The following is a 17,288-nucleotide window of genomic DNA, read 5'->3' on the forward strand; positions in this document are numbered from 1 at the left end:
CGCCGAAACCCTCTATAAACGCATCAGCCTGGGCAAGTCGGCCGTCCCGGCCAGTGATCAATGGCAACCCGCCCTGCTCGCCTGGCTGCCGGTGTTGACCATGGGCCTGGTGGGTGCATTGGGCGGCGCGTTCCTCGGCATGTCAGAGGCGATCATCCTGGCTGTCGGCGTATCGGTGCCGCTCGGGCTGTGGGTGTCGAGTCGCCAAAACCGCGGCGCGCTGCAACTGCTGGAAATGGCTGAAGCCTCAACCTGCGACGCGTTGCTGGCCAAAATGTACAGCGACGAACGTGGCCCCCAGGCACGCCTTGAAACGGCGTTTGTCAGTCAGGCCTCCCGGCTCAAGACGTGCCTCACCCGGCTGCAGGATACGGCAGAGCAACTGACCGGCCTGGCCGGCCGATCCGACGGCCTCGCCGCCGACAGTTCCCGTGGGCTTGACCGCCAACGGGTCGAGACCGAGCAGGTGTCGGCAGCGGTCAATCAGATGGCGGCCACCACACAGGAAGTCGCCAGCCACGTCCAGCGCACCGCCGACGCTACCCAGGAAGCCAATGTGTTGACCGGACGCGGACGCGACGTGGCCCGGGACACCCGCGAAGCCATTCAGCGCCTCTCGGTGGTGGTGGGTGAAACCGGGCTGACAGTCGCGCAACTGGCCAAGGACAGCAATGACATCGGCACAGTGGTCGATGTCATCAAGGGCATTGCCGACCAGACCAACCTGCTGGCGCTGAACGCCGCCATCGAAGCCGCGCGAGCCGGCGACATGGGCCGAGGCTTTGCGGTGGTCGCCGATGAAGTGCGCCAGTTGGCGCAGCGCACAACGGAGTCCACGACGCAAATCCATGGGCTGATTTCCAAGCTGCAGGTCTCGTCCAACAACGCGGTGAAAACCATGGAAAGCGGTCAACGCCAGGCCGAAGAAGGCGTGGCGTGGGTGCTTGAGGCCGATAAGGCATTAGTCGGTATCAGTGAGGCCGTCGCGAACATCACGGATATGACCACCCAGATCGCCGCTGCGACCGAGGAACAAACCGCCGTGGCCGAGGAAATCAGCCGCAATATCACGACCATTGCCAATTTGGCGGATCAGACATCGGAACAAGCCAGGCATTCGGCAGAGCTGAGCAAGGAATTAACCCAGACCGCTAACACTCAGTACTCGTTGGTCGAGCGATTTAACCGATAACCATCGCGTCGGGCACTCAAGCGCATAGATCAATGTGCTCTGTCGCCAGACTTTCTTGGGCGGTGTGGCGAGCCGCCCCCTTTCAGGGCTTTCGAGTTAAGCCTGTTTCATGACCCGTTCAATCATCCTGCAGGCCTGATTCTTTGTCAGGAGTTCCTGGGTAATGGCGACGGGTATCGCCTAAAGATCCAGGCAGACACGATGTTGGTAATAGTTCAGGAATGGAATCTGGTCATAGATTGATTTAAATCAGATGACACAACAACCAGTGAACTCAACCTGCTTTACGTCTTCTCCTGCATTCGAGTCACTCATGTCTGAAGCTCCCGGAAAACTACGGCCAGGCGCACGGGTTGCATTGGAGTCGGTTCAATGATCGGTGATTTTCGAAGATGTCAGGGTCCAGCCAGGAATGAAATCGGGAGACTCGGTCAAGCCCGAACATCTGAAATGATCTGTCTTTCTGCGCTTTAGACACCGCGTCAGCATCGCAATGCTGCCATTGCTGCCGCATCAACCTGGACAGGCAAGTCACCATGTATCAGAACTTAGCCCTGCTCGCCGCTTTCCTTCTGATCTACAGCATATTTGCTGGGCGTTTCGAGTCACGCCTGCTCAATGGACCTCTCATGTTCATGCTCGCCGGCCTGATTCTCGGTCCGGCGTATCTGGGTATTCTCGAGCCCCGGATTAACAAGGACGGCCTCAAAATCCTGGCGGAACTGACATTGGCGATTGTTCTCTTCAGCGATGCAGCCAACGCCGACCTCAAAGTTCTAAGAGCGCATGAAGGATTGCCGCTGCGCTTGTTGATGATAGGACTGCCACTGACCATGCTAAGCGGTTGGCTGGTCGGTATCTGGCTGTTCCCGCAGATCCCCCTGGTTGAACTGGCAATACTGGCAACTCTTCTGGCGCCAACCGATGCTGCGCTGGGCAAGGCTGTTGTGAGCAACCCCAAGGTTCCTGCGTCTGTGCGTGAAGGTTTAAACGTGGAGAGCGGGTTGAATGATGGCATCTGCGTTCCGGTGCTACTGATGTTCCTGGCCCTGTTGGTCGAAGAGCAGACTCAATCTCCCCTCTCGCTGGCGTTGGAGTTGGTTATCGAGGAACTGGGCATCGGTGCAATCACGGGTGTCGCCCTTACGTTTGGCGCGTGGCTGTTGCAGCGTTACTCTGGAAAACACCGTTGGCAAACACCCATGTGGTCACAATTGACCCTGCCCGGGTTAGCCATTCTTTGCTTTGCCACAGCGCAAGCATCAGGCGGCAGCGGGTTTATCGCTTCGTTCGTCGGAGGGTTGCTCGCCAGCTATTTGTTTACAGAGCAGAAGCATCAGTTGCTCAAGGCCAGCGAAGAGTTCGCCAGTCTGCTGTCAGTCATAACCTGGGTCGTATTCGGCGCACTGGTGATCCCTTGGGCCTGGAGCAGTTTCACCTGGAACATCTGGCTGTATGCAGTGCTCAGTCTTACCGTGATTCGCATACTGCCTGTGCTCATCAGCCTGGCAGGCACCGGCTTCGATTTCGAAACCCGCCTGTTCATCGGATGGTTCGGCCCGCGAGGCTTGGCAAGTATCGTCTTCGCCATAATGATCCTGGACTACCCTCTGCAAGCCAGCCGTACCTTGGTGGCCGTTGCGGCCTGTACCGTTTTACTCAGTGTTCTACTACATGGCTTGAGTGCCAATCCATGGGTCTCACGGTTGGCGAATCGCGATCATTGATTTTTGTCAGAAATGCCACCTTCTACGGGTGCTAGCGTTGGGATGATTGGCTACGCTTCTGTTCAAGTAGCCATCACACGGAGCAGGGTATGGGCGAGAACATGAAGGCTGTCAGACGGCTTGTTGGCTTGCCCATCGCCATTATGGCAGGGGTCTTGAGCCTGGTTGCCGGTTGCGGCAAAGAGCCCGCTACCCTGGCCCGCCAGGCACCCGATGTCACGGTCATGACGGTTACCACGCGCGACACCCCGGTGACGTTCGAATTCGTTGCCCAAACACAGAGTTCCCGCGAGGTAGAGATCCGCGCCCGGGTTGCCGGCTTCCTGGAAAAGCGGCTGTACACCGAAGGCGATTTGGTGAAAAGCGGGCAAACGCTGTTCCAGATGGACCGTAAACCTTTTGAAGCCTCGTTGCTGTCGGCGCAGGGTCAATTGGCTCAACAACAGGCACGCTGGGAAGTGGCCAAGGCCACATTGGCCCGTGTCCGTCCCCTGGCGGCACAGAATGCGGTCAGCAAGATGGATCTGGACAATGCCGTCGGCGATGAACGTCAGACCCGGGCCGCCGTGCTTGCCGCCGAGGGTACGGTTCGAACCGAGCAATTGAACCTCAGTTACACCACCATCGCCTCTCCCCTCACCGGTCTTTCAAGCTTTGCCAAAAAGCAGGAAGGCAGTTACGTCACACCAGGTGAGTCCGGGCTGCTGACCACCGTCTCACAGATGGACCCAATCTACGTCAACTTCAGTCTTTCGGAAAACGAGACACTCAAGTTCCGCGACGAGATTGCTAACGGCCACCTCCTATTCCCTCTGCGCAGTGATTTTATCGTAGAAGTGGTGCTGGCCGACGGTTCAGTGGTACCTGACCGTGGTCGCCTGAATTTTGCCGCGCCCTCTTATAGCCAGGACACGGGCACCTTTCTGGTCCGCGCCGTGGTGGCCAACCCGAACGGTCAACTGCGTCCCGGCCAATTCGTACGGGCGCGGGCAATCGGAGCTTCCAGGCCGAACGCCATTGTGGTGCCGCAGAAGGCAGTTCTGGAGGGGGCCAAGAGCCACTTCGTCTGGGTGATCAATGCTGAGGGCAAGCCAGAGCAACGCGTTGTCGAAGTGGGTGACTGGCATGGCGATGACTGGTTCATCACTCAAGGCTTGCAAGCGGGTGAACGCATAGTGGTCGACGGTGCGATCCGAGTGACGCCCGGAGGGCCGCTGAATATCATTTCCCCTCCTCCCACCACGCAGGCAGGCGAGACAACAGCGAAACCGACAGCGGCCAAATCGGCGAAAGACAGTGGGCGTAGCCCATGAGCATTTCACACTACTGCATTGATCGCCCCATCTTCGCTTCAGTGATCTCGATCATCATCACCTTGGCTGGCGCAGTGGCGATGGTAAATTTGCCGGTCGCCCAGTATCCGGATATTACGCCACCGCAAATTACGGTTTCAGCGACCTACCCGGGCGCCGATGCACAGGTCGTGGCCAATAATGTGGCAGCGCCCATCGAGCAGCAGGTCAACGGCGCCGACAACATGATCTACATGAACTCGTCGAGCTCCGCGACGGGCAACATGACCCTCAACGTCTTCTTCGAGATTGGCACCGACCCTTCTCTTGCCCAAGTCGACGTGCAAAACCGGGTCAACCTGGCCCTGCCGCAATTGCCTTCGGCGGTTCAGAGCCAGGGTATCCAGGTGCAGAAGAAATCCTCGGCGTTCATGATGGTTCTTGCCGTGTATTCTGCCGGCGACCGCTATGACAGCACCTATGTCGCCAACTACGCCAACCTCTACATTCTGGATGCGATCAAGCGTATTCCGGGTGCCAACCAGGCCAGTATCTTTGGCACGCCGGACTACGCCATGCGGATCTGGCTCAAACCCGACCGAATGGCTCAGTTGGGAATTACTGCCGCCGACGTACAGAAAGCGGTCACCAACCAGAACCAGCAATTCGCCGTAGGCCGCGTTGGTCAATCCCCGACGGGCCAGGCCGTGGAACAGTCCTTTGCCGTGACCACCAAGGGCCGCCTGACTGAACCTGCGGAGTTCGAGAACATCATCTTGCGCGCCAGCAACGACGGAGCGGCCATTGTTCGCCTGAAGGACATCGGTCGAGCCGAGCTGGGGCAAAAAGACTACTCCTTGCGCAGCACCTATCAGGGGCGTCCCGCCACATTGATTGCGGTGTATCAACAACCGGGGGCAAACGCACTCGACGTCTCGGCAGCCGTGACGTCAACCCTGGCGCAAATGAAGACGACCTTTCCCGAAGGGATCGAATACAAAATCGTGATGGACACCACTGCGTTTACCCGCGCGTCGATTTCCGAAGTGATAAACACCTTTTTCGAAGCGCTGGTGTTGGTGGTCGTGGTGGTTTTCATCTTTCTGCAGAGCTTGCGCGCCACGCTGATCCCGGTGCTCGCCGTGCCGGTGTCCATTGTGGGCACCTTTATCGGCATGTCGGCCCTCGGGTTTTCGGTGAACATGCTGACGCTGTTTGGCATGGTGCTGGCCATCGGCATCGTGGTGGACGACGCCATCGTGGTGATTGAAAACGTCGAACGCAATATGCACGTGCACAAGATGAACCCCAAGGACGCGGCGAAACGCGCCATGGATGAAGTGGCCGGCCCCGTGGTCGCTATCGTGCTGGTGCTGTGCGCGGTGTTCGTCCCGGTGGCATTCATGGGAGGTATCACTGGCCAACTCTACAAACAGTTCGCGATCACCATCGCCATTTCCGTGGTGATCTCCGGCCTTGTGGCCTTGACACTTTCGCCGGCCCTGGCGGCCCTGCTGCTCAAGCCCCAACACGGCGAAAAGAACGCTTTTTTCCGCTGGTTCGAGCGCAGCTTCGAACGCATGACCGAAGGCTACTCGCGCTCGGTGGCGTTTATGATCAAGCGCTTTGTCCTGGCGTTGTTACTCTTTGCCGGCATGATCGTTCTGATTCTGCTGATGGCGCAGCGCATTCCCAGTGCCTTCCTGCCACCGGAAGACCAGGGTTATCTGCTGGGGGCCGTGATCATGCCCGACGCCGCCAGCCTGGATCGCACTGGCGAGGTGGGCAAAATCGCCAGTGACTTCTTCATGAACGATGAGGCCGTCGAGGGCGTCGCCATCGTTAACGGCTACAGCCTGCTCGACGGCCAGAACAAGAACAATGCCGGCGCCTTCTTCGTCGGTTTCAAGGATTTCGAGGAGCGCTACAAGGACTCGGAAACGATCAAGGAGCAAAGTGCCCCGGCGGTGATTCAGAAAGCCGCTCGCGCTTTTTCCACGGTACAGGGCGGGATCATTCTTCCGGTCAATCCGCCGTCGATTCCCGGCCTGGGCACCACAGGCGGCATGGAGGTATGGGTGCAAAGCAAGGGCGACGCGAGCGTTGAGCAACTGGCCGAAATGGTCGGCAACCTTGTCGCAAAAGCCAGGCAGCGCCCGGAACTCGGCGCCATCACCTCCACCTTCAACGTGTTTTCCAGGCAATTGCTGGTCGACGTAGACCGGGAAAAGGCAGAGACGCTGGGGGTGCCGGTGGAAGACGTCTACAGCACCATGCAAACCATGTTCGGCTCTCTCTATGTGTCTCAATTCAACAAATTCAGCCGCCTGTGGCAGGTGATTCTGCAGGCCGAACCGAGCTATCGACTCAAGGCCGAAGACTTGCAGCAAATTTATGTGCGCAGCAAAACCCTCGGGATGGTGCCGCTCAAAGCCCTGCTGACCACCCGCTACGTCACCGGTCCCGATCTGCTGACCCGTTTCAATAACTTCCCGGCGGTCAAACTCACCGCCAACGCGGCACCGGGCTACAGTTCCGGCCAAGCGCTCAAGGCCCTGGAAGAAATCAGCGCTGAGATCATGACCAACGACTACGCCCTGGCCTTGAGTGGCGAAGCCTTCGAGGAGAAAAAAAGCGGCGGTGCCTCCTCTCAAGTATTCATCTTCGGCCTGATCATGGTGTTCCTGATCCTGGCGGCTCAGTACGAGAAATGGTCCCTGCCCGTCGGTGTGTTGCTGGCGGTGCCCTTTGCATTGTTCGGTGCACTGCTTGCCGTTCTGATCCGCGGGTTAAGCAATGACGTCTACTTCCAGATCGGCTTGACCATGCTGGTAGCCCTGGCCGCCAAGAACGCCATCCTCATTTTCGAGTTTGCGGTACTGAACCGGGAAAACGGCATGTCTGCCTATGATGCGGCAATGACGGCCGCCCGGGAGCGTTTGCGGCCAATCGTGATGACGTCCCTGGCGTTCATTTTGGGTTGCGTTCCGCTGGCCATTGCCGTCGGGGCATCCGAGAACAGCCGACACTCCATCGGTACCGGTGTGATCGGCGGGATGCTGGCGGCGACCGTCATCGCCATCTTCTTTATCCCCCTGTTCTACTACCTCGTTGAACGCATGACTGAGAAGAAAGGTGCGGTCAAACAGACATCCCCGCCGCCTGCGCTATCGTCGCCCGGTGAGATTCCCGGCGGCGCCCCCCTGCACAAATATGAGGGGGATTGAGATGCACACACGCCATCTCCCATTGTTGATCTGTCTGGCCCTGACGGGCTGTATGCTCGGCCCGGATTACCAGCGCCCTGGCACCGACGCCCCGGCGGCCTATCGGTATGCGGACAAGGAGGCCAACAATCTGTCCAACAGCCTGTGGTGGGAACAGTTCAAGGATCCGGTGTTGAACGACTTGATCCGCAGCGCGCTGGCCGAGAATAAGGACATCCAGATTGCCGCCGCCCGGGTCGAGGAGTTCCAGGGGCGTTACGGCGTGGTGCGCTCGCAGATGTATCCGCAAATCGGCGCCGGGGCGCAAGGCAGTCGCTCCAGAGCGCCGCGCGACAACGGTCCGGTACCATTGGAATCCAGTGTCGATCCGATTTACAAAAACTACCAGGCCATCCTCAATGTGAGCTGGGAATTGGACGTCTGGGGTCGTTTACGGCGGCTCAATGAGTCGGCGCGTGCTGACTTGCTGGCCTCAGAGGAAGGCCGGCGCACGGTCATTCTGAGCCTGGTATCGTCGGTGGCATCCAGCTACATCGCGCTACGCGATCTTGACCGGCAACTGGAAATCGCCCGCACCACCGCCAAGGCCCGTGGCGACTCCTACGACATTTTCAAGCTGCGCTTTGGCGCCGGCACCATTTCCGAAATGGAACTGGCGCAAAACCTCTCCGAGTTCCAGCGCACCCAAGCTTCTGTATCGCAATTCGAGTCCCAGGTGGCGCAACAGGAAAACAATTTGGCGGTGCTGCTTGGGCGCAATCCAGGACCGATCATCAGAGGCCGCGATCTGACGCAACTGACGCTGCCATCGGTCCCCGCCGGGTTGCCTTCGGACCTGCTGGAGCGGCGCCCCGATCTACGTCAGGCCGAACTGAACCTGATCTCCGCCAATGCCCAAATCGGTGCCGCCAAGGCGTTGTACTTCCCGACGATATCCCTCACCGGGCTGTTGGGCTCAGTCAGTAATCAACTCTCGAATTTGTTCACCGGGCCGGCCGCCACCTGGTCCTATGGCGTCGCCGCGAGCATGCCCATTTTCACCGCTGGCGGCATCGCCGGTCAGGTCAAACAGACCGAGGCCTTTCAACAACAAACCTTGCTGGTCTACCAACAGTCGATCCAATCTGCCTTCCGGGATGTTGAAAACGCGTTGGTCGCGGCGAGCAAATCCCGGGAGCAAATGGCTTCCCAGGCCAGTCAGGTCGAGGCGTTGCGTACTTACACCAGGTTTGCGCGACTGCGCTATGACAATGGGTACACCAGCTACATTGAAGTTCTGGATGCCGAACGCAGCTTGTTCGATGCCGAGTTGAATTACACCCGCACCCGGGCTTCGGTGTTCACCGCCATGGTCGATGTATACAAGGCAACAGGTGGCGGTTGGGTGACCGAAGCGGACAAGTTGACGGCAACCGTCAGCGAAAAAAAACCCTGATCAGATTGCCGCGCGCCACTCTGCAATTGACGCGATATAAGCGCAGGAATCCGACACGCGGCATTGGGCGATTGGGAAACAGGTTGCAAGGATTGATCTTTATCAACAGTTTGCCGGCTATTCGAGTACAGGTTAACAGTCAGCAAGATCAACAGCATGAATGACTACGGTCATCTTGCTTAGAGTACAAAGGATGACTCTGCACAGGTCAGGATGATTGAAACCCTGTATCGCCGAGCGCCGTAAATGAACATTTATATCGAAAAAGATCCTGTACAGAATCTCTGGTGGGTTCGCATGAATCAGTGGGCGGCTAATTTCCATAGCCTTGCTGAAGCTGAATCATTTGTTGAGCGACTGAGTTCGAGAATTAACGCACCTCATTCCCTGGGAGCGATTGGGAATAATTCTCTGTCGCCAACAACGGCTTCCAATAGTCAGCCGCTCGATCAGCAGGCGGTATCTGACTCGGTAAAGACTCTTTCTCACGCTTGATACACAAGGGTTATCAGGGCACCGGAGAAAAAAAATACCGACTGATCCAGAGGGTCTATACCCAACATTGCCAGTTATTTGAATTCCGTTTTTTTAAGTGACCGGCCTGTTTACCGCCCTAAAAATCAGGTGCCTGTGCGTCACCCGGGAGGTGATGTTGTGAACGACTTAAAGATTGCCGTGAGCAACTCGGTTCGTGATTGCTTTAGCACTTCCAGAGGTTGCTGGTGCCGTGTTTTCCATTGACGAGTTGCTGGCCTGCGCAGCAACTGCGAGGCGCTTTGTTGAAGGTCAATGACGCCTCAAAAACTGAGGTATCTCCCGCCACGCGCTAAAGGAAACTCCCATGAGTCGCTCACAAACGCAGTTACCCCCCGATCTGGCGCAGCGCTATCCCGTGTTGATCGTGGCCAATGCCCCGGAAAGCGACGACAACATCCTGGTGCGCAGTGTCCAGTCCATCGCCAGCGCGCTGCATGAGCATGACGTGGAAGTTAAATGGGTGCGGTCCCTTGATGATGCCGAAATCGCCATCAAAGCCAACTCGACCTACTGCTGCGCGCTCATTGGATGGGGCCTGTGTGAGGAAGCGCCTGATCAGGCCCTGCAACTTATCCGGCTGATGCGCCGGCGAACGGCCCAGCTACCGATCATGCTCGGCATGAGCCATGCTCATCAGAGCCGAGTCCCATTGGCATTCGTCGAGCGCATTGACGGGTTTATCTGGCAGCCCGAAGACAGCGCCGAATTCATTGCCGGGCGCATAGAAGCAGCCGCCCGCCGCTATCTGGATACCATCCTGCCGCCGTTCTTCGGTGCACTGGTCAACTTTGCCGACACATACGAGTATTCCTGGCACACCCCTGGCCATACCGGCGGCACGGCATTTATGAAGACCGCTGTCGGGCGCACGTTCCTCGATTTCTATGGCGAGCAGATGCTGCGCTCCGACCTCAGTGTTTCCGTCGGCGAATTGGGTTCGTTGAATGACCACTCGGGCCCGGTGAATGACGCGGAAAAATTCGCGGCTCGGGTGTTCGGTGCCGACTTCACCTTTTTTTCGGTCGGCGGCAGTTCGGCGAGCAATCAGATCGTCCTGCATTCAGCGGTGACCGACGGCGATGCCGTGTTGGTCGATCGCAACTGCCACAAGTCGTTGAACTATGCGTTGAATATGTCGGGCGCGGTGCCGTTGTACTTACGCCCAAGGCGCAACGCGCGGGGCCTGATCGGGCCGGTGCCCCTTTCGGAACTGACGCCGGCTGCCGTTGCCGGGAAACTCGCTGACAGCCCGTTGGCGACCAATAAGCAGGCCCGCCCGGTACTCGCGGTGCTGACGAACTCGACCTACGATGGCCTTTGCTACAACGTGCAGACCACCACCCGCGAGCTGAGCCAGAGCGTCGACCGCATCCACTATGACGAAGCCTGGTATGCCTATGCCCGCTTCAACCCGCTCTACGAAGGCCGCTATGGCATGCACCGTGGCGAACGCCATCCCGACGACGCCACCGTCACCGTTACCCACTCCACCCACAAGTTACTGGCTGCGCTTTCACAAGCCTCGATGATCCATGTCCGCTCGGGCAAGGTTGAGGTCAAGCCGGCTCTGTTCAACGAAGCCTTCATGATGCACACCTCCACGTCACCGCAGTACAGCATCATCGCCTCGATCGATGTTTCGTCGAAAATGATGGATGACGCGGGGGGCTACCTTACTGATGAGTCCATCGACGAGGCCATTGCCTTTCGCCAGGCCATGGCTCGCCTGAGCAATGAAATTCGTGCGCGCGATGGCAAGGATTGGTGGTTTGGGGTCTGGCAACCCGATGAAGTCAACGGGGTACCTTTTGCCGAACTCGACCCTGAAGTTTTACGCCATGGCGATGCCTGGGTGCTCAAACCGGCGGCCAGCTGGCATGGCTTCGGTGACCTGGGCGCCGACTACTGCATGCTGGACCCGATCAAGGTCACGGTGCTGACGCCTGGCCAGAGGCTCGACGGTCAAATGGAGGACAGTGGCATCCCCGCGCCGCTGGTGTCGTCCTTCCTCTCCAGTCGCGGCATCGTGGTTGAGAAGACTGAGCCGTATTCCATTCTCGTGCTGTTCAGCCTCGGCGTGACCAAAGGCAAATGGGGCTCTCTGATCGCCGGCCTGATGGAATTCAAGAAACATTACGAGTGCAATTCACCGCTGGAGCAAGTCCTGCCCGATCTGGTCGACAACCATGCCGAGCGCTATAGCGGCATGGGGCTCAAGGACCTCGCCGAAGCCATGCACCAGGACATGATCAGCTCGCAGATGCTGCGCAACATGGATGCGGCCTACACCTTGCTGCCGGACCCGGTCGCTTCGCCTCGGGCCACCTACGCCAGGCTGGTGAAAGGCGACATAGAGCAAATCGCCGTGCGAGACATGATCGACCGCACCGTGGCCGTGCAGATCGTTCCTTATCCGCCGGGCATTCCATTGATGATGCCCGGAGAAAAAGCCGGCGCCGATAAAAAGGCCATCGTCGACTACCTGTTGGCGATGGAACTGTTCGATGGCCACTTCCCGGGTTTCGAGCATGACAATCATGGCGTGGAAATCGAGCGTGATAGCCAGGGTCGGCCAACCTACAAGGTCTATGTGGTCAAAAACCAGGGTTTAGCCCCTTAGCCGACGACAAGTAGTCAAGCGCCGGATTCAGGGTCAATGCGTTGAGCAGATCAAGGAGTTTCCGATGGCCGACTCAAGCAAGAAAATGAGCCTAATGGGGCTCACCACACTGGTGACGGTGAACATGATGGGCTCAGGCATCATCATGTTGCCGACGAGCATGGCCCAACTCGGGGCCGTTTCATTGTTGTCATGGATCGTCACTGCCGTCGGTTCCATGGCCATCGCTTACTGCTTTTCCCAGTGTGGCATCTACTGTCCGCGCTCAGGCGGGCTGTCCGCCTACACCGAAGAGGCGCACGCCAAATCAGGGTTCTTCCTGTGCTCGTATCTGTACTTCCTTTCGCTGGCCATTGCCAACGTAGCGGTCGCCATCTCCGCAGTGGGGTACATGACATCGTTCGTGCCCTGGCTGGGCAGTGGCGCCATTCCGCTGTTCATCGGAACGGTCGGCTTGCTCTGGCTGACCACCGTGGCCAACTTTGGCGGCCCCGGCATCACCGGCAAGATCGGTGCGATCACGGTCTGGGGTGTGATCATCCCGGTGGCCGGCTTGAGCATCATCGGCTGGTTCTGGTTCAAGCCCGATGTGCTGGCTGCCGCCTGGAACCCGAACAACCTGCCAATCTCCGAAGCCATCGGCAAGGCGATTCCCCTGACCCTGTGGGCCTTCCTCGGCATGGAGTCGGCGGCCCAGGCCTCCGATGCCGTGGAAGATCCCAAGCGCACCGTACCGCTGGCCTGCCTGTTTGGCACGCTGGGTGCGGCGGTGGTTTATGTGCTGTCGACCACGGTTATTCAGGGGATCATTCCCAATGCCGAACTGGCCAACTCATCGGCCCCTTTCGCGCTCGTCTATGCACACATGTTCAATCCCATGGTCGGCAACATCATCATGGCGCTGGCGGTGATGGCCTGTGTCGGTTCGCTGCTGGGCTGGCAGTTCACCCTGGCGCAAACCGCCAAGATGACGGCTGACCAGGGCATGTTCCTGAAACTGTTCGCCAAGGTCAGCTCAAGGGATGCCCCTATAGTCGGAATGCTGGTCTGTGGTGTGTTGCAGACCTTGTTGGCGCTATCGACCATTTCGCCCAACGCCAGTGCCCAATTCGGAAAACTCGTCAGCCTGGCAGCAGTGACCAACCTGATTCCCTATGTGACGGCGGCCACCGGCCTGCTGGTCATGATGTACAAAGCGAAAGTCAGTGCCGGCGTATACACCCGCAACACCATATTGTTACTGGTTGCCGTCTCCTATTCCTTGTACGCCCTGTATGCCTGCGGCAAAGACGCCGTGTTCGGCGGCACCCTCGTCCTGGTGGTCGGCTACCTGCTCTACGGTTTCCTCGCCAAACGTTTTGTCGACCCATCTCCAACCGCTCAGACCCGGGCCGACAACCCTTGACCATTGTTTTCAGGACTGCACTAACCTCTGAATTCGGGGAACCAGGATATGAACGTGAAACTGACCAAAGCCAACAACCTGCTGCTCGTTTGCCTGCTCACGCTGGTACCCGTACTGGCTGATGCCAATACGCTTGAACGTGTGCGGTCGAGCAATACCTTTACCCTCGGCTACCTGCCGGACTTCGCACCTTTTAGCGTCCAGGCAGCCGATAAAGCCAGCGGTTATGCCATCGACCTCTGTCTGAAAATCGCCGACAAGGTCAAGACCGAGTTGGGTTTGCCCGGGTTGCAAATACGTTACCTGCCCGTCACAGCCACCGACGAGATGAGCGCCGTGAGATTGGGGAAGATCGACATTCTTTGTACACCGACCTCTCCCACACTGGAGCGGCGCAAGGCTGTGAGCTACTCGGTGCCGATCTACACGGCCGGCCTCTCGGCCGTGGTGCGCAAGGATGCATCAGAGGCGTTGCTCAATGTGCTTAATGGCAAGGTGGCGCGTACCGGGCCAACCTGGCGAGCGACGGTCAACAGCGGGCTGTCGAACCAAACCTATGCCGCCACCGCTGGCGGAATCACCGAGGCATGGATCCGTCAGCAGATGCGATTACTCGGAGTGGTGGCCACTCTGGTCACCGTGGAAAACACCGCGGCAGGCCTCAAGCTGGTCTCCGAAGGCAAAGCCGATGCTTTCTTCGCGGAACGCATGATGCTCCAGAACCTCATCAGTACCGATTACTCCGCAGGAAATCTGGTTCTGCTGGACCGAATTTTTGAGTACGCACCGACTGCAATGGCGGTGGATCGAGACGACGAAAACTTCCGTTTGCTGGTCGACACCACGCTGAGTGAAATGTACCGCTCCGGGGAGATCGAGCAGGCATTCGACAAATACCTGGGTGGCGCCAGCGCCACGGCCAAAAAGCTGTTCAAGGTCTATGCGATACCTTAGGTAAAAAACCGGATATACCGTGAGTAGTCTTTGTCGACGGACATTGATGCTCTTGCAAGGCTTGTTCGCAATGGCGATTCAGCTCTGTCGAGCAAAGGAGTGAAGATGTCGCCCAACAAAAAACCGCGTGCCGAAGGTTCGTCAAAAACGGCGAAAGTCATCGTGGACGAACCCATCTTTCGTTCCCGCAAAGAACGTTTGACTGAAGGTGAGCAATTACGCGAAAGCGTGCCACATTCGTCTCACGCTGTATGGAAACCACCGCGTAAACACCGAGACCCGATCGACCTCCTTGAAGAGTCGAACCGGTATCGACTGCCCAATCTGATCCCGGTGCGCTACGGTCGCATGTTACGCAGCCCTTTCACCTTTTTGCGCGGCTCTGCAGGGTTGATGGCCCACGACTTGGCGACTACCCCGAACACCGGCATTCAGGTACAGGCTTGCGGGGACTGCCATCTGTTGAATTTCGGACTGTTTGCGACTCCCGAGCGCAATCTGATTTTTGACATCAATGATTTCGACGAAACGCTTCCGGCTCCGTGGGAATGGGACGTTAAACGTCTGGCGGTCAGCTTTACCGTGGCCGCGCGCGACAACGGACTCAGCGATAAACAGGCCCTGGCAATCACCGTCGAATGTGTTCGTGCTTATCGTGAGCGATTGCGCCAACTATCGAAACAAAGTCCTCTGGACGTCTGGTATGACCGTCTTGATGCTCAAACAATTGTCGACATGGCCCCCAATGCCAAGGTCAAAAAAAACCGTGAGCAAGTCATCGCGAAGGCAAGGATTCGTATCGGTGACTACCTTTATCCCACGATCAGCAGCGAGGTCGCGGGGCGACGGCGCCTGATCGATCAACCGCCGGTACTTTTCCACATTTACGAAAAGGACTTCGAGCACCGAGTTCAGCTGGCATTGCAGGCTTACCGAGAGACGCTACCTGATGAGCGGCGCGTGCTCTTTGATCGCTATCGCCTGGAAGACTTCGCCGTGAAAGCCGTGGGCATCGGCAGCGTCGGTACGTATTGTTTCGTCGGTCTGTTTTTCTCTGCGGAAAATCACCCATTGCTCCTGCAGTTCAAGGAAGCCGGCCCTTCCGTGCTGGCGCCTTATGCCGGCAAAAGCATCTATGAAAATCAGGGTCAACGCGTGGTCACCGGACAACGGTTGATGCAGTCGTCCAGCGACATTTTCTTGGGCTGGACGCAAGGCAAAAAAGGTCGCCATTTCTTTGTACGCCAGTTGCGGGACATGAAAATGTCAGCACCGATTGAAGGCGCATCGGCGGCGCAAATGAAGATGTACGCCGAGTTGTGCGGACTCACACTGGCCCGCGCCCACGCCAAGTCCGGAGACGCTGCACTCATCAGTGGCTATTTGGGACAATCGGACACCTTCGATCAGGCCATCGGCAAATTTGCATTGAGCTATGCGGATCAAAATGAGAAAGACCATGCGGCGCTGGTGGCTGCAGAAAAGTCAGGGAAGGTCAAAGCGCTGAGAGAGGATGACTAGCCCGCTATATAGATTCCCGATATCGAGGATATGTGCGCGTTCGGCTGGGAGGCAGCGGGCATTGCGAAAGCAGAAGTTCAGACGCGCGACTCAAGAGCAAAAGCGGCTTCGGACAAAGAGGAGTCAACAGGGAGCATCCGCGAAGCTCGGCACCAGTCAGGTCATACAATCGTCTGGATGACAGAGCAGTACATCCGAACCCCGACGACGTGACTGACGGTCGCGAATTGCGGAAATAATTTTTTGATTGCGGAAAAAAACTAAGGGCTTGCATGAGAAACCTCATGCAAGCCCTTGATATTCATGGTGCCCGAAGCCGGAATCGAACCGGCACGCCCTTACGAGCGGGGGATTTTAAGTCCCATGCGTCTACCAGTTTCGCCATTCGGGCGGTAGCGCGGTAAGCCGTCTGAAGCCTGGCAAATGAAGATCTGTCAGTTCTGACGCCTGTGCAGCAGAGGACGAAATATATACATCCCGTCCCGGTGAAGCAAGTTAGCAAATGCCCATTTCAAGACTAAATCTTGCAAGACACTGCAAATAAAAAAGCTCCGTAAATCATTGATCTACGGAGCTTGTTTAAAGTGGAGGCCGAGGTCGGAATCGAACCGGCGTAGGTGGATTTGCAATCCACTGCATAACCATTTTGCTACTCGGCCTCAAACATCTGATGTCATGTAGCACAACATCCGACGCGTACAAACTTGGAATCAGATACTAGATCTAACCCCTTGAAAACATTGAGCTTTTTCAGCCGTCAGTGCTTTCGATGGCGTGAATTATGTACTGATTTCCGAAGGCTGGCAACCCCTTGATTTCAAAAAAAATTTGTCGGGCGCTTTGCACGTTTTCGACAAAGGCCCAACGATCTCTTACGCGCGCCACAACGGACCGCCGGCCCGCTTAGTGCCCACGAATGTAGTACTCCAATTGCCGAATCAAATCGGCCTGCTCGACAATCGCTTCTTTGACCAGATCGCCAATCGACAACAAACCGATCAACTCGCCGCTATCGACGACCGGCAAATGGCGCAGGTGGCTGTCGGTCATGACCGCCATACAACGTTCAATGCTCTGCTGGCTGTCGGCTGTCACCACCGGTGCGCTCATGATGTCGCGCACGGGTGTGCCGACCGAGGAGCGTCCCTGCAGAACGACCTTGCGCGCATAGTCGCGCTCGCTGATGACGCCGACCACCTGCCCCGCTTCGATGACCGGCAGCGCGCCCACATTCTTCTCGGCCATCATTTTCAGCGCTTCAAGCACCATCTGGTCCGGCGCAATGCTATGCACGTGCTGGTTTTGCACGACTTTCAGTTTCAACAGCTGTGCGGCTGTTTTCATGGATGCCCCCGCTATCGTTGCTCATTGCCGATGC

The 17,288-nt window shown here is 57.5% G+C and carries 11 protein-coding genes and 2 tRNA genes; 10 read left to right on the plus strand and 3 right to left on the minus strand.

Going from position 1 to position 17,288, the window contains the following annotated elements:
- Window positions 1-100: 100 nt before the first annotated feature.
- The 10 genes from ACM6IQ_RS21040 (at window position 101) to ACM6IQ_RS21085 (ending at window position 15,910) form a co-directional block, all read left to right on the plus strand.
- A complete protein-coding gene (locus tag ACM6IQ_RS21040; protein WP_414879863.1) occupies window positions 101-1,192 on the plus strand; it encodes a methyl-accepting chemotaxis protein in 1,092 nt (363 codons plus the stop codon).
- Window positions 1,193-1,728: 536 nt separating this feature from the next.
- Window positions 1,729-2,919 (plus strand): cation:proton antiporter, encoded by a 1,191-nt coding sequence (locus tag ACM6IQ_RS21045; RefSeq protein ID WP_017338504.1) that lies wholly within the window; start codon window positions 1,729-1,731, stop codon window positions 2,917-2,919.
- 224 nt (window positions 2,920-3,143) lie between these two features.
- Window positions 3,144-4,232: an efflux RND transporter periplasmic adaptor subunit gene (locus ACM6IQ_RS21050; protein ID WP_414879864.1), complete on the plus strand. Its 1,089-nt coding sequence runs from the start codon at window positions 3,144-3,146 to the stop codon at window positions 4,230-4,232.
- On the plus strand, window positions 4,229-7,438 hold the full coding sequence (locus ACM6IQ_RS21055) for an efflux RND transporter permease subunit (protein ID WP_017338502.1): 3,210 nt from the start codon (window positions 4,229-4,231) through the stop codon (window positions 7,436-7,438). Before ACM6IQ_RS21050 ends, ACM6IQ_RS21055 begins: the two co-directional genes overlap by 4 nt.
- A gap of 1 nt (window position 7,439) precedes the next feature.
- Entirely contained in the window at window positions 7,440-8,873 is a 1,434-nt protein-coding gene (locus tag ACM6IQ_RS21060) for an efflux transporter outer membrane subunit (RefSeq protein ID WP_414879730.1), read from the plus strand.
- 246 nt (window positions 8,874-9,119) lie between these two features.
- Entirely contained in the window at window positions 9,120-9,368 is a 249-nt protein-coding gene (locus ACM6IQ_RS21065) for a hypothetical protein (RefSeq protein WP_017338500.1), read from the plus strand.
- 346 nt (window positions 9,369-9,714) lie between these two features.
- Window positions 9,715-12,030: an Orn/Lys/Arg decarboxylase N-terminal domain-containing protein gene (locus ACM6IQ_RS21070; protein WP_414879731.1), complete on the plus strand. Its 2,316-nt coding sequence runs from the start codon at window positions 9,715-9,717 to the stop codon at window positions 12,028-12,030.
- A gap of 64 nt (window positions 12,031-12,094) precedes the next feature.
- On the plus strand, window positions 12,095-13,435 hold the full coding sequence (potE, locus tag ACM6IQ_RS21075; protein ID WP_414879732.1) for a putrescine-ornithine antiporter: 1,341 nt from the start codon (window positions 12,095-12,097) through the stop codon (window positions 13,433-13,435).
- A gap of 48 nt (window positions 13,436-13,483) precedes the next feature.
- Window positions 13,484-14,389, plus strand: coding sequence for an amino acid ABC transporter substrate-binding protein (locus ACM6IQ_RS21080; RefSeq protein WP_414879733.1), 906 nt, complete (start codon window positions 13,484-13,486; stop codon window positions 14,387-14,389).
- Window positions 14,390-14,737: 348 nt separating this feature from the next.
- Entirely contained in the window at window positions 14,738-15,910 is a 1,173-nt protein-coding gene (locus ACM6IQ_RS21085; protein WP_338012321.1) for a DUF2252 domain-containing protein, read from the plus strand.
- Window positions 15,911-16,214: 304 nt separating this feature from the next.
- On the opposite strand, the gene ACM6IQ_RS21090 is transcribed toward ACM6IQ_RS21085, so the two are convergent.
- From ACM6IQ_RS21090 to ACM6IQ_RS21100, 3 genes are all read right to left on the minus strand, one after another.
- Window positions 16,215-16,301: transfer RNA gene (locus ACM6IQ_RS21090), tRNA-Leu, on the minus strand.
- Window positions 16,302-16,495: 194 nt separating this feature from the next.
- Window positions 16,496-16,569, minus strand: a tRNA-Cys gene (locus ACM6IQ_RS21095).
- A gap of 244 nt (window positions 16,570-16,813) precedes the next feature.
- The gene (locus ACM6IQ_RS21100; protein ID WP_017339102.1) at window positions 16,814-17,254 is read right to left on the minus strand and encodes a CBS domain-containing protein; all 441 of its coding nucleotides are present in this window, start codon (window positions 17,252-17,254) and stop codon (window positions 16,814-16,816) included.
- Window positions 17,255-17,288 lie beyond the last annotated feature (34 nt).

Source organism: Pseudomonas sp. IT-P100 (genome assembly GCF_949767185.1).
In the GTDB taxonomy this organism is placed as follows: domain Bacteria; phylum Pseudomonadota; class Gammaproteobacteria; order Pseudomonadales; family Pseudomonadaceae; genus Aquipseudomonas; species Aquipseudomonas fluorescens_B.